Consider the following 13520-nt stretch of genomic DNA (forward strand, 5'->3'; position numbering starts at 1 on the left):
GCCTGGTCCCTGATCTCCACCGCCGGCCCGCGCTCGGGCTGGTCCTCCACCTGGCGCGCGTTACTCATTGCCCTGCGCAACCACCCGTCCACCGACGTACGCCAGCTCGCGCTCGAACTGACGACGGCGAGCGAGGATTAGTCCTCCTGCTCGGCCTTCTCCTTGGCCCGTTTGCGGCGCTTGCCTTCGTGCATGGCGATGACGCGGGCGATGGGGATGGCTCGGCCGTCCTCGAGGAGGTCTTCGGGCAGAGATTGGGGAGCTGGGAGCTGATCGGCCCAGCGGTCGGCGTCGCCCAGTTGGTCGACGGCAGTGCGGACGGTGAAGTCGCGCGGAGTGACCCGGTCCAGGTCGTCCCAGCCGACCGGGAACGACACCGGCGTACCGGGCCGGACCCGCGGACTGTACGCCGCGACCACCGTCGCCCCACCGGATCGCGTCGAGTCGACGAACACCTTCCCGCCCCGGTCCTCCTTGATGTACGCCGTGGTCGCGACGTCCGGGTCGATCCGCTCGGCCCGCGCCGCGATCGCCCGGGTCGCCGCAGCCGCATCCTCGATCGACACCGACTCGTCGATCGGCACGAACACATGCACGCCTTTCGCGCCGCTCGTCTTCACCGCACCCGACAGCCCTGCGTCGCTCAGCGCCTGCCGCACCAGGAACGCCGCCTGCACCGCCTTCGCGAACGTCTCGTCTCCCTCCGGCGGGTCGAGGTCGAGCACGAGATGCGTGATGCGGTCCCAATGATCCGCGCGCATCAGCGTCGGGTGGTACTCGACCGCGCGCTGGTTCGCGAACCACAGCAGCGTCCGCCGGTCGTCGCACAGCGCGTACGACACCTCGCGCTTGGACGCCTCCGCCCACACCGGCACCGTCTTGACCCAGTCGGGTGTGTACTTCGGCACGTTCTTCTGCATGAATTTCGGCTGCCCTGGCCGGATCCGGATCACCGACAACGGCCGCTCCCGCAACTCGATCAGGATCCGCTCGTGCACCGCATCCAGATAGTCGACCAGATCCCGCTTGGTCGCGTCAGCCCCGTCGAACAGGGGCTGATCCAAGTTGGTCAGGTCGACGCCGTCCCGCGTCTCATCCGGCTTGCTCGCCATTCCCAGAGCTTAGAAGGCCGACAAGGGCTTCGAGAACCTTTTCCTCCTCGCCGGGTTCCACCGTCTGCGGGTTGAGTGCGATCGCGTCGTCGGGCAAGCGATAGGTGCCGACCGCGATCCGCGGGTCGCCGTCCCACAACGCCGTGACCAGGTCGTCCCGGGTCCAGCCGGAGGTTGTCGACAATCGCACAACCGCTCGGCTGTGCGGCTGACCCGCCTCGCTCGGATAGCCGCGGGTGACGGTCACTCCCGGCAGTCCCTGCACTCCGCGGATCCAGTTGTCGACAATCCGTTCGTAGCCGGCGAGCGTCGCCGCCTCATCCTGCTCCAGCGTCCACTCGACCGCCGCGAGCAAACCGAGCAGTTCCTCCTTCCCGACCTTCATGCCGCGCCCGATGTCCTGGTTGGGCGATGCATGCAGCCGGCAACGGTCCACGATCCACCGGCGGCCCAGCACCAGGCCGCTGGCCTGCGGACCGCGTAGCCCCTTCCCACCGCTGAGGATCAGCGCGTCCGCGCCCACCTCCCGAGTGAATCGCCACAGTGTCGAGACCGGTGGAATCTGTGCGGCCGCGTCAACGATCACCGGTACGCCGGCCTCCGCGGCGACGCCGACCACGTCTTCGACGGCAAGCGCGCCCGCCGCGAAGTGAGTCCCGGCGAACCACAAGACGCAGGCCGGCTTCCGAGCGAGCGCGGCCCGCAGGTCGTCGACCGACGGACCGATCTCGACGATCCGGGCCCCGGTCAACTGGACGCCGTAGTCGTAGCCGTTCCGCTGCGAAGCGAACATCACCACCTCGGTATCGACCGGGAATGCCTGCGACTGATCGGTGATGCAGGCGGCAACGGTCAGTGTGATCGCCGCTGCCGCACCGCAGGTCACGTACGCCGCCTCGTTGTGCGTCAGCGCGGCCAGCCGCTCGCCCACGCGGGTGTGCAGTTCGTCCAGGTCGACGAAGTGAGCGGCCGCGCCGTTCATCGCCTTCAGAACCGGGGCCGGCATCAACGAGCCACCGAGCATGGTCAGAGTGGCGGACGCGTTGATCACCGGCCGCACCCCAAGCCCGCCGAGTGTGGTGGACGGACGGACCGGCGGATCTACCTCGAGCGGATCGCTCATCCGACCAGGAACCTTGACATCGGCCGGACCCCGGACAGCTCGGCCAACCACGCATCGAGGAAGTCGTTGTCCGTCCCATCGAGGTGCGTCAGCTTGTAGACACCCGCGGCAGGCAGGGCATTGATCAGCGACGCACACCAGTCCGGATCGTCCGCCGCGACCAGGCTCGTCGCGGTCACCGCAGGCGCGTGCCAGGTCGGATCGAAGTAGGACAGCGTGTTGTCGACAATCTGCACCGACGATCCGGCTCGGAGATGATCGTTGAGCTCCTCGAGCGGATACGAACTGGACCTGAGCCGCGCCTCCATCGCCCGGTAGAACAGCAGATCCGTCACCCGGAGCGCGGTGACACCGGGCCGCCGGGCGGCCGTCAGCACGGCCAGGTCGTCGCCGGTCACCGCGACCCGCGCCGGATCGACCTCCGACAACCCCAGCAGGAACTCGGCCGCCCGAAGACAGTCCGCCGCGATCCCGCGATAGATGTACGACGCCGGATCGTCGATGCCCATTGTCAACAACCCTGGGTACGCCGCCGAGAATCCTTCGTCGGCCAATCGTTGACCACGATGCATCAGACCGAACACGACGTACCGGCTCCGGTCGTTGGGGTGCGGTACGTGATTGACGCTGCCGTACCGCGGTGTCTGGAGCAGCGCGGGGAACGGGCCGTCACCGGTGGGGACGCTCAGGTGGCCGAAGACGCGGTACGGGCCGGTGCTCGTCAGCCGGACGGTGTAGCTGGTCGCCTCGTCGGTCGCCCGGGCCGGCACCACGTCGAGCACCGGACGAGCGGGTATTGCGGCGAGTTCCCTGTCGACCGCGGCCCAGTAGTTGTCGAAATCCATCAGTCACCGTCCCGGTTGCAGGTGCTCGGCAAGGAAGTCCTCCACGATCCGCATCACGCCCGGCAGCCCGGCGTGGTGCGCGCAGTGCGGGAACGTGTGCAGCGTCTTCTCGCAGGTCAGCGTCCGATGCAGCGCGAACCCGGTCTCCGGCGGGCAGACATCGTCCTCCAGCCCGAGGTACAGGAGCGTCGGCGCCTGCACCTTCGGCGCGAAGTTGAGGCCGTCGTAGTACGCGACCGACTCCCGCACCCGATCCACGTCCTTGGGGTGCACCCGCAGGTACTCGTTGATCTCCTCGTACGGGTACGACCGGGTCAGCGTCGGCGCGGTCATGATCCCGCACAAGTACGGCGCGCCGGCCGCGACGGCCTTGATCGCGTCTGGTCGCAGCGCCGCCGTACTGATCCCGAGCCCACCGCCCTGGCTCGATCCCTGCAATCCGATCCGTGCAGTGTCGACTTCCGGACGACCGAGCAAGACGTCGACCGCCCGGACGACGTCGAGGTAGAAGCCGCGATACCCGTAGGTGTTGTGGTCGACGATGTTGTGCGTCAGGAGCCCCGGGTAGCCGGGGTTGAACACGTCGTTCGACCGGAGCTTGCCGCGTGGCGCCACCGCGAGGGCGGCATACCCGAGCTCGGACCATTCCTTCGGGATCGTCGGCTCGGAGATGTAGCCGGGGATCGTCACCAGTGCCGGGTACGGCGCCGGCCGGTCGCGCGGGATGGTGTACCAGCCGGCGATCCGCAGACCGCCGAAGCTGGTGTAGCGCAGATCGTAGACAATCACAGTGTCCGTGGAGAGTGCCGGCATCTCGGTGAGCACCGGCTCCAGCGGGTACGACGCACAGTCCGCCAGGCCGGCCGCCCAGAAGGCGTCGAAGTCGTCCGGCAGTTCGACCTCGACGGTGGCGTTCTCAGGGTCTCTCAAGAGCATTCCTCTCGATGGGGGGGTGCTATGTAGAGCGTGCGCTGGGTGCTGTGTAGAGCGTGCGCTGGGTGCTGGTTGCTCACACGCGTTGGGGTGCTTGCAGCGCGATGCCGTCGGAGGCTGTGAACAGATGCAGCCGGACCGGGTTGAACCCGACGTACACCGTGCTGTCGTGGCCCAACTGGAACGGCGTCGGCACCCGGGCCTTCAACAGTTCGCCGTCGATCCGGACCGTGACGAGCACATCGGGTCCCAGCCCTCGAACTTCACACTGCCGTCGCCGGAACCACCTCCGGACTTGTCGTTCGAACAGGCGGACAGCAGGGGCGATGCGGCGGGTAAGGCGATGCCGAGGCCGGCAAGCTTCAGGATCTGGCGGCGGTTGAGCTCCATGGTTGGTGTCCCTTCAACGCTTGGGCGATGCGCAGTCGGTACAGACGACTCGGGCGTCCTTTCGGATGGTGCTGGGCGGTGCCCTCGACGCTCACCAGGCCGCCTGCGTCGAGGGTGCGGATCAGCCGGCGTCCGCTCTGATCCGTGATGCCAAGACGGTCGGCGAGCTCACCAGGAGAGATCGTCCGGCCTTCTAGTTCGTGGTCCAGGGCCGCCAGCCGGGAAACGGTGGCGGCGCTGAGCCCGACGGACTTCGCGAGCTGCTCGACGTGGTCGCCGTGCTCGCGGTAGGAGAAACTGAGCGCCTCGCGGACAGTGCTCGTCTTCGGGCCCATCGGCCCGATGATCACGCCGCTGTCCTCGATCAGATAGGCACAGGGCTCGTCCTCCAACTCCGCCCGCGCCGCGGCCTGCTCGGCGAGCAGCACGCAGTTGCGGGCAGACACGCCGACGCCGAAGCCTGCCGACACCTGCGCACCGAGCGCCGTAGCGGCCTCGGCGAGTGCGGGTACGGCGACCCAGTTGCGCGTCACGCGCTCGAACAGGGCCTTGTGGGCGAAGACGACGACGCCACGCCGGCCGCGATCCTCGATCCACGCGCCGGCGAACTCAGGGGTGTTCAGCAACAGGTTCATCAGGCCGACCCGGGCACGGTCCTCGTCGGACGATCGCGAGATCAGGAACACGCCGGCCGCGAACCGTTGCGCGCTGGCCCGATCGGACTCGATCCGCAACGCGAGCTCGTGCAACTCGGTCCGGATCGTGGCCGGGACCGGCATACCGCTCATGATCGGGATCTGTCCGCGAAGCTGCTCGCGGACAGCGGCCCGGACGCTGATCACGTAGCTGCGATCGCCGAACCGCTCGTACGCCGAGCGGTGGAACTCGACGATGTCCTCGACGGACTGCGTCGGTGAGTACGGCAGACACTCGATCGCATCCGGGTCCAGCTCGAGCGCGGTCGCCACCGCCTCGACCGCTTCCGCGGGGAACGTGTCGATGCTGACCGGCGTACGACCCCAGCCGCGTTCCTGGGCGCGGTAGAGGGCGAGGGTCAGGTCGAGCGCGGACGAGCGGATCACGCCGACCGGCAGACCAGGCGGGAGGAGTTCGCGGCTCTCGGTGTACGGGACCGGGCCGGCCAGGAAGCCGTCCACCCGGGTGCTGCTGAGGAACTCGGCGACCTTGGCGCGGATCTCGTCCTCGTGGTCGTAGCTGACCCACTCGAGGTCGACCCCGCGCAGCGTGCCGGCCGCGTCGCGGAACAGCTGCCCGTGCGTCGAGTGGGTCACGACCCCGATGACTATCGCCACGGCACTCCCTTTACGAACCAGGTTCGGAAATGACTCGTAAATCCGATGCCGTCCAACGTCCCTCGTGACCGGGCGTCAGGTCAAGAGATCAACAGAAAGAGATTTCACGGAGACGCAGGGTGATTCGCCGGAGCGGAAAGCGGGCCCTCACCCGATCCCTACAGCCTGGTGCTCGGGCTCGATGACGGCCACGACGCGCTCCTCGCCTCGGGGATAGGGTGCGCCGGCGTACTTGATGGCCAGATTGTCCACAATCTCCCAGGCCTCGTCGCCCTCGATCCATTCGACCACCCGGCCGCGAATGACGACCGGCTCGAACGGATTGTCGACAGGCGCGATGGACAGCGCCATCCGAGGGTCGCGGCGCAGGTTGCGTGCTTTGCGCATGGTCGGACCGGTGAACAAGACGATGCGGTCACCGCGGGCGCCGACGTACACGGGAGTGCTGTGCGGCGAACCGTCGGCGCAGATCGTGGCGAGGTGAGCGATCGAGGTCCCGTCGAGGACGCTCCGTACTTTCGGGTCAAGCATGCTGTTCTCCTTCAGCGAGGGTTTGCGGCGCGCCACGCGACGTAGTCGGCGACCGCCTTGGCGACATCGAAGGCCGGCTCGAAGCCGGTGTCGTTGGTGAGCCGGGTGATGTCGAGGTACGGGTTGTCGCCGGGACCGTCCTGCCGTCCCGGCAGGAGGTCGAGCTTCAGGCCGGGAGTGATCGCCTGCAGAGCACCCGCGAAGTCGCGGTTGGTGTACGGACGGCCGCTGGACACGTTGTAGACGTTGTGCGGCAGGGTTTTCGCGGTCGTCAGGAGTGCGATCGCGCGGCCGGCGTCCGGCGCGTAGCAGCAGTCTCCGCCGTCGTCGGCGTACAGCGGCTTCGGCTCCTCACCCCGGAGTACGGCGCTGATGTACGGCGGGATGTAGAAGAACGGTGTTTCCGGATCGACGAGCGGTCCCCAGATGGTCCCGATCCGGAGTACGACGGGCTGGGCCCCGCTGTCCTGAAGGCTGTGCATGGCGAGCGGCTCGACGGCCTTCTTGAACGCGATGACCAGGTGCGGCAGCTCTGTGGTGGCCAGGTCGAGTTCCTCGTGCCAGCGGGTTTCGGTCCGGCCGATGTACACGCCGAGGCTGCTGGCGACGGCGCACCTGCGGACGCCCCAAGCGCGGGCGGCGTCGAGCGCGTTGAGCAGACCAGTCGTGTCCGTGCGGAAGAAATCCACCGGATTCTCGCCCGGAACGCTGCCCGCGAGGTGGACGATGTCGCTGATGTCGTGGCGGGCGCCGAGGGCGAGGAAGGCGTCCCGGTCGGTGACGTCGAGGGGTTCGACGATGACCTGGCCGGCGAGGAACGACGGGACCTCGGTACGGCGGTGGGTGGTGACGACGACGTCCTGTCCGAGGTCGAGGAGCGCACGGGCGGTGTGGGCGCCGATCATGCCGAGCCCGCCGGTGACGAGAATCATCGGACGACCTCGTAGTGCAGGTGGGTCACGCCGGGCGCGGGGATGGCCTCGAGCAGGCGGAGTTCCACGTGTTCGGGGAGTTCCTGGAAGAAGCTGCGCCCGGCGCCGAGCAGGATCGGCACCTGGTGGAGGATCACCTCGTCGACGAGGCCGGCCGCGAGCGCCGACGTCACCGCGCCGCCGCCCATGATGGCGACGTCCTTGTCACCGGCGACCTCGCGTGCCGCGGCGACAGCGTCCTCGATCCCGGTCGTGATCAGGGTCTGACGATGGTCACTCATCCCCGGCACCGGACGGTGGCTGACGACGACGAGCGGCGCGGTCGGGTGTGGAGCCCCGCCGTTGACCCAGCCGGAGTCGTCGTACGTGTTGCGACCGGCCAGGCTGGCGCCGACACGTTCGGCACTCGCGTCGAAGAACCGGACACTGGCCCCGCTCAGCTTGAAGCCGTCGAACACCTGGCTCGGCGTGTCCCCGTCGAAGTACCAGTTGAACAGCATCCCCCCGTCGCCGAGCCCACGCCCAGCGCCGGGATCGCGACCGGTGATGTAACCGTCGACCGAAACCGAGTGGGCACTGATGACCTTGCTCATGGCTGTCCTCCGTGGTGATCAGATGGCTTGCGGGAAGTCGAAGAATCGGTGCGGGTCGTAGGCGCGCTTGACCGCTGCGAGCCGCTGATAGTTGGCCGCGTGGTACGCCGACGCCCAGTCGTCGAGCGCGCTGTCGGGGAAGTTGGGGTAGACGCGGCCGGACCCATCGGCGTGCGCGGTCGCCCAGGACTCGTCGACCCAAGGATCGTCCGCGTCGCCGACGTGCTCGAGCAGGAAGCGCGTGCTGCGATGAGCGAACGCCGTCGCGTTGTCGACAATCCTGTTGTAGGCCCCGCCCATCGCGGTGAACGCCAGCTCCCGTCGGCCCGTGGTCGGAGAGAACTGGGCCAGGAGAGATGCGATGGTGCCGTCGGCCATCGAGTCGGAGAAGAACTCCGACCTCAACCGGGTGAGGCGTTCGGGTTCATCGAGTGGGTCGCCGAAGGTGCTCTTCAGCCGGCTGTACGGCAGGCCGGCGCGCAAGTCGACGGTCGCGGCCCGATCGGTGAACTGCTGCACCTGTTCCCGGGTCGTCGCCTCGTCGAGTGTCGAGGCGCCGAAGAGCGTCGCCTGGACGGGTACGCCGGGCTCGGACACCAGGGAGAGGTTGACGGTGAGTTTGTCCGGGGCGTCCGGTGCCCAGACTTGCCAGGCCGAGATCAGTTCCTCAAGAGCGATGTCTGACCACTGCGCTTCGATGCGGGTCATGATCGGCTCAGGGACGGTGTCGAACCGCAGTGCGGTGACGAGACCGAACTGGCCGCCGCCGGCGCCACGAAGACCCCAGAACAGGTCTGGTTCGTGGTCAGCGTCGCACTCCACGACGCTGCCGTCCGCGAGCACGACCTGCGCGCCGACGAGGCGATCGCAGGTCAGGCCGTACTTGCGCCCGAGCAGACCGATCCCGCCGCCGAGGGTGAGGCCCGTGATGCCGACGGTCGGACCGCATCCGCCCGGCACGGTTCGGTCGTAGGCGTGCAAAGCGGCGTACACCTGTGCCAGGCGGGCGCCGGCTCCGATCGTGGCGATGCCATCGGATCCCACCGCGATGCCATCGAGACCGGACAGGTCGAGCACGATCCCGTCCGTCGAGGATCGGCCCGCGAAGCAGTGGCCTCCGCCTCGTGGGGCGATGCGGTCTCCGGTGGTTGCGGCGTACTTGATGACGGTGACGACGTCCGAGACCGAGCGGCACAGGGCTACGAACCTGGGCCGGGCGTCCCGGTAGGCGGGGTGGAACGGGCGGCGGATCTCTTCGTAGCCCGCTGAGCCGGGACTGAACAGCTCGCCGTCGAGTGCGTCGGTCCAGTCGGTCATGAGTCAGACGTTATGACCGGCACGCCGGCGGGGTCTTGAACAAATCGCGCACCGGTCAGACTCGGAGCGGCTGCCTCCGGGTAGCTAGGAACGGCTTGTACGACGCGGAGTGGTCGTGGCCGCACATGCACCGGTCAACGGTGCCGCCGAGGGGCTGGCTCGGGTTGAGGCCGAGGAGTTGGCTCGGGGTGAGGCCGGTCAGGCGGAGGCATTCCCGGCTGAGGTGCGCCTGGTCGGCGTACCCCGCGTCGATCGCCAGACCCGCCGTACCGTCCGCATCACGCCGGCCCGTGGGCGTGGCGCCGGCCTGCGCCAACGCGAGAAACCCCTGGAACCGCAAGGTCCGTTGGAGCACCTTGGGGCTCATCCCCACCGCGTGCAGGCACCGGCGACGCAGCTGACTCGCGGAGAGCGCCAGATGGTTGGCCAGCGTGTCGATGTTGAGCGGGTGCCACGGCATCAACGCCTGCACCGCCTCGCCCACCAGCGGATCCACGCGCACCGCGGTACGAAACTCCTGCACGAGGTGGGCTTGCAACAACATGAGCGCTCGTTCGGGTGTGCCGGCTCGGGCCATCGCCTCGACGAGACGGTCCTCCAAGCTTCCCCACAGATCTACCAGGCTCACGCGCTGATCCACGAGATCGTCGAGCACCGTCGGCAAGGGCGGCGCCGTACCCGGGTGGAACCGCACGCCCACGATCGTGGTGTGGGCGGGGATGACTTCGACCTCCGGACCAGTCAACGGACCCACCAACTGCGGACGCCCACCGATCGGAAAGTGAATCTCCACGCCACCGGTCGGCAAATGCCGCTGCACGTACGCCGCTTCGCCGGTCCGCTGGATCCAGACCGTCCGCACCACACCCGCCAGCCCCGGCAACGGCGGCCGCTCGACGTAGGACTCCACAACGGCCATCTTGGCACTGAAGCGGCCAACCAAGACCGCCGTCAAGACCTTCGAACGGCGTGCATGGTCACGACCGCCCGACCTCAACGCGCCCGCACACCGCGACGAATCAGCAGCGGCCCAAGCCCACACGACTTTCTGCCGAATCCTTGCCCTTTCGGGCATCACATCCGTTCCGCGGAGGACCTCCGGGCGTGTGACGAGCCGTGGTCCGCCGAAGGCGCCAAGGCAGCCGCGGCCGGAGGCTGTGTCCTGTTAGCCGCCGGAGACGCCTAGTTCGGCTTCGGCCAGGTCGGCGGTGAGGCCGTCGGTGTCGTCCAGCCAGCCGTGTGGGAGGACGATGTGGTCGCGGGGACTGCCTTGGCGACCTCGGGGTGCACCGAGTTCGGCGACCGGGAACGGGACAGTCGGATCGAGCTGGGCCAGCAGTTCGTCGAGTTGGGCGAGGGATTCGACCATGCCGAGGGCCGCGCGGAGTTCGCCGCCGGCTGGGAAGCCCTTCAGGTACCAGGGGACGTGCTTGCGGAAGTCCCGCAGGCCGCGCGGCTCCCCCATCAGGTCAGCCAGCAGCTCACCGTGCCGGCGCATCACGACAGCGACCTCACCGAGGGTCGGCAGATTCAGTGCTTCGCCACCGGAGAACGCGACCGCGAGGTCCCGGAACAACCACGGCCGGCCAAGGCATCCGCGCCCGACGATGACTCCCGCGCACCCGGTCTCCGCCACCATCCGCAAAGCGTCGCCCGCCTCCCAGATGTCGCCGTTGCCGAGCACCGGGATGCTCACGTGCTCCACCAGCGAAGCGATCGCGGACCAGTCGGCCTGACCGGAGTACGCCTGCGCCGCCGTACGCCCGTGCAACCCGATCGCCGCGGCGCCCGACTCTTCGGCGATCCGGCCCGCGTCGAGGTACGTCTGGTGGTCGGTGTCGATGCCGATCCGGGTCTTCATCGTGACCGGTACGCCGTACGGCGTCGCGGCGTGGACCGCCGAGCGCAGGATCGCGCCGAGCAGGTTGCGCTTCCACGGCAGCGCGGCGCCGCCGCCCTTGCGGGTCACCTTCGGGACTGGGCAGCCGAAGTTCAGGTCGATGTGCGCGACGCCGTACTGATCGCACAACACCTGCACGGCACGACCGATGTACGTCGGATCGACGCCGTACAACTGCACGGAGCGGACCGTTTCCCGCTCGTCGAACGTGAGCATGTCGAGCGACTTCTGGTCACCCTCGACGATCCCGCGCGACGTGATCATCTCGCACACGTACAGCCCGGCGCCCTGCTCCGCGCAGAGTCTGCGGTACGCCGCGTTGGTGATGCCGGCCATCGGCGCCAGCACCACGGGTGTGTCGATCGTGAGGTTGCCCAGTTGCAGCATGACTCAGGCCTTCGCCACCAGCACCTGGCCGTTGCCGGAGATCTGCGCCTCGTACGGCTCGACCGCGTTCGACATCGTGGTGACGTCGCAGGCGATCGGCTCGCCGGAATGCTTGACCACGGCAACATCAGCCATCGTGCAGGTCACCTTGGCTGCGTCGGGCGCCGTCCGCAGCACAGCGTCCACCACCTTGGCCTTCACGATCGCGACCGAGTCGGAGGTGAACTTGTACGACGCCGTGTACTGCTTCGCGTCGACCGTCAGCGTCCCGGTGTACGGCTTCCCGCCATACGTGACGGTGCACGTCAACGAGTGATTGCCAGGCTTCTCCACGTCGTCGATGCCCGGGCATTTCACCGTCGTGGTGGCGGACTTGCCGGCCGCGATCTGCGCCTGCTTGGCGATCGCGAACCGGATCCGGTCGGCCAGCGCCGCGTCGTTCGCCGGCTCGCCGGTCACCTTCGGCGTCGGCCAGGGCTTCGACGGTGTCGGCAGCGGGGTCAGCGCGGGCGTGGATGCGGTCGGGATCGGCGAGTTCGAGCTCGCCGGGGGCGTCGACGGAGCGGGGCTGTCGTCGGCCGCCTGCGGCTTGGAGTCCGAGCATGCGGCCAGCACGAACACCATCACCGCGGACAGGCCGAAGATCGTCAGTCCGAAGCGCAGGTGGTCACGACCGAGGAACCGCCGAGCCGCCATGTCAGCAGCCGACCAGGTGCTGGGCGAGGTAGCCGGTGACTTCGGTGAGGGCCACCCGTTCCTGTTTCATCGAGTCGCGCTCCCGGATCGTCACGGCCTGGTCGTCGAGGGTGTCGAAGTCGACGGTGATGCAGTACGGCGTACCGATCTCGTCCTGCCGGCGGTAGCGGCGGCCGATCGCACCGGCGTCGTCGAAGTCGACGTTCCAGTTCTTCCGCAGTTCGGCGGCCAGGTCCTTCGCCTTCGGGGACAGCTCGGCGTTGCGCGACAGCGGCAGTACGGCGGCCTTCACCGGCGCCAGCCGCGGGTCGAACCGCAGCACCGTGCGCTTGTCCACGCCGCCCTTCGCGTTCGGCGCCTCGTCCTCGGTGTAGGCGTCGAGCAGGAACGCGAGCACGTTGCGGGTCAGGCCGGCGGCCGGCTCGATCACGTACGGCGTCCAGCGCTCGCCCTTCTCCTGGTCGAAGTACGACAGGTCGGCACCGGAGTGCTTGGAGTGGGTGGACAGGTCGAAGTCGGTCCGGTTCGCGATGCCCTCGAGCTCGTCGAACTCCTTGCCGCCGAAGTTGAACTTGTACTCGATGTCGACGGTGCGCTTCGAGTAGTGGCTCAGCTTCTCCTTCGGGTGCTCGTAGAACCGCATGTTGTCCGGGTTCAGCCCGAGGCCGACGTACCAGTCCCAGCGGGTCTTCAGCCAGTACTCGTGCCACTCCTCGTCCGAGCCCGGTACGACGAAGAACTCCATCTCCATCTGCTCGAACTCGCGGGTCCGGAAGATGAAGTTGCCCGGGGTGATCTCGTTGCGGAAGCTCTTGCCGACCTGGGCGATGCCGAACGGCGGCTTCTTCCGGGCCGTGCCCATCACGTTCGCGAAGTTGATGAAGATGCCCTGCGCGGTCTCCGGGCGGAGGTAGTGCAGGCCCTCCTCGGACTCCACCGGGCCGAGGTAGGTCTTCAGCAGGCCGTTGAACATCCGCGGCTCGGTGAAGGTGTTCTTGTTGCCACAGTTCGGGCAGGCGATCTCGGCCAGCTTGACGTCGTCGGCGTCCTTGTTCTTGCGCCGGGCGTAGTCCTCGCGCAGGTGGTCGTCGCGGAACCGCTTGTGGCACGACTGGCACTCGGTCAGCGGGTCGACGAACTCCGACAGGTGCCCGGACGCCTCCCAGACCTTGGTCGGCAGGATCACCGAGGAGTCCAGGCCGACGATGTCGTCACGACTCGTCACCATCGCCCGCCACCACTGGGTCCGGACGTTGTTCTTCAGCTCCACACCCAGCGGCCCGTAGTCCCAGGCCGACTTGGTTCCGCCGTAGATCTCGCCGCACGGGTACACGAAGCCTCTCCGCTTGCTGAGGCTGACGACGGCATCGACGGTTTCCACGGGCACTTTTCGACTCCAGATAACGGGCACAGGTTGCGTACGAAGGGTCCAGGCTATCGGTCCGGGG

Annotated in this window: 14 protein-coding genes; all 14 read right to left on the minus strand. The window is 68.1% G+C overall.

The genetic code is table 11. From position 1 onward, the window contains the following. Positions 1–137 precede the first annotated feature (137 nt). The 14 genes from ligD to OG817_RS22745 all read right to left on the minus strand — a co-directional run bounded on the left by ligD (position 138) and on the right by OG817_RS22745 (position 13459). On the minus strand, positions 138–1112 hold the full coding sequence (ligD, locus tag OG817_RS22680; protein ID WP_406046671.1) for a non-homologous end-joining DNA ligase: 975 nt from the start codon (positions 1110–1112) through the stop codon (positions 138–140). Beyond that, positions 1093–2235 carry an aminotransferase class V-fold PLP-dependent enzyme gene (locus OG817_RS22685; protein ID WP_406046672.1) on the minus strand — a complete coding sequence of 381 codons (1143 nt, stop codon included), beginning with the start codon at positions 2233–2235 and terminating at the stop codon, positions 1093–1095. The genes ligD and OG817_RS22685 overlap by 20 nt, the downstream gene beginning before the upstream one ends. Further along, entirely contained in the window at positions 2232–3080 is an 849-nt protein-coding gene (locus OG817_RS22690; protein WP_406046673.1) for an acetylxylan esterase, read from the minus strand. Before OG817_RS22690 ends, OG817_RS22685 begins: the two co-directional genes overlap by 4 nt. A gap of 3 nt (positions 3081–3083) precedes the next feature. Beyond that, entirely contained in the window at positions 3084–4010 is a 927-nt protein-coding gene (locus OG817_RS22695; protein ID WP_406046674.1) for an acetylxylan esterase, read from the minus strand. Positions 4011–4089: 79 nt separating this feature from the next. After that, positions 4090–4254 (minus strand): hypothetical protein, encoded by a 165-nt coding sequence (locus tag OG817_RS22700; RefSeq protein WP_406046676.1) that lies wholly within the window; start codon positions 4252–4254, stop codon positions 4090–4092. A 121-nt stretch (positions 4255–4375) separates the two neighbouring features. Continuing rightward, positions 4376–5716, minus strand: a complete 1341-nt coding sequence (locus tag OG817_RS22705) for a hypothetical protein (protein ID WP_406046678.1) — start codon at positions 5714–5716, stop codon at positions 4376–4378. A gap of 147 nt (positions 5717–5863) precedes the next feature. Then, positions 5864–6247 carry a PPOX class F420-dependent oxidoreductase gene (locus OG817_RS22710; RefSeq protein ID WP_396394671.1) on the minus strand — a complete coding sequence of 128 codons (384 nt, stop codon included), beginning with the start codon at positions 6245–6247 and terminating at the stop codon, positions 5864–5866. A gap of 11 nt (positions 6248–6258) precedes the next feature. Next, positions 6259–7179, minus strand: a complete 921-nt coding sequence (locus OG817_RS22715; protein ID WP_406046679.1) for an NAD-dependent epimerase/dehydratase family protein — start codon at positions 7177–7179, stop codon at positions 6259–6261. Further along, a complete protein-coding gene (locus OG817_RS22720; RefSeq protein ID WP_406046680.1) occupies positions 7176–7772 on the minus strand; it encodes a dihydrofolate reductase family protein in 597 nt (198 codons plus the stop codon). Before OG817_RS22720 ends, OG817_RS22715 begins: the two co-directional genes overlap by 4 nt. A gap of 18 nt (positions 7773–7790) precedes the next feature. Further along, positions 7791–9089, minus strand: a complete 1299-nt coding sequence (locus OG817_RS22725) for an FAD-binding oxidoreductase (protein WP_406046681.1) — start codon at positions 9087–9089, stop codon at positions 7791–7793. Between the two features lie 55 nt (positions 9090–9144). After that, positions 9145–10008, minus strand: a complete 864-nt coding sequence (locus OG817_RS22730) for a helix-turn-helix domain-containing protein (protein WP_406046682.1) — start codon at positions 10006–10008, stop codon at positions 9145–9147. Positions 10009–10254: 246 nt separating this feature from the next. Beyond that, complete coding sequence (gene dusB, locus OG817_RS22735; protein WP_406046683.1) at positions 10255–11376, minus strand: tRNA dihydrouridine synthase DusB; 1122 nt, start codon at positions 11374–11376, stop codon at positions 10255–10257. Positions 11377–11379: 3 nt separating this feature from the next. Next, complete coding sequence (locus tag OG817_RS22740; RefSeq protein WP_406046684.1) at positions 11380–12072, minus strand: hypothetical protein; 693 nt, start codon at positions 12070–12072, stop codon at positions 11380–11382. Between the two features lies 1 nt (position 12073). Further along, the gene (locus tag OG817_RS22745) at positions 12074–13459 is read right to left on the minus strand and encodes a glycine--tRNA ligase (RefSeq protein WP_406046685.1); all 1386 of its coding nucleotides are present in this window, start codon (positions 13457–13459) and stop codon (positions 12074–12076) included. Positions 13460–13520: the final 61 nt, after the last annotated feature.

This window comes from Kribbella sp. NBC_00889 (assembly GCF_045207705.1).
Classification (GTDB): Bacteria; Actinomycetota; Actinomycetes; order Propionibacteriales; family Kribbellaceae; genus Kribbella.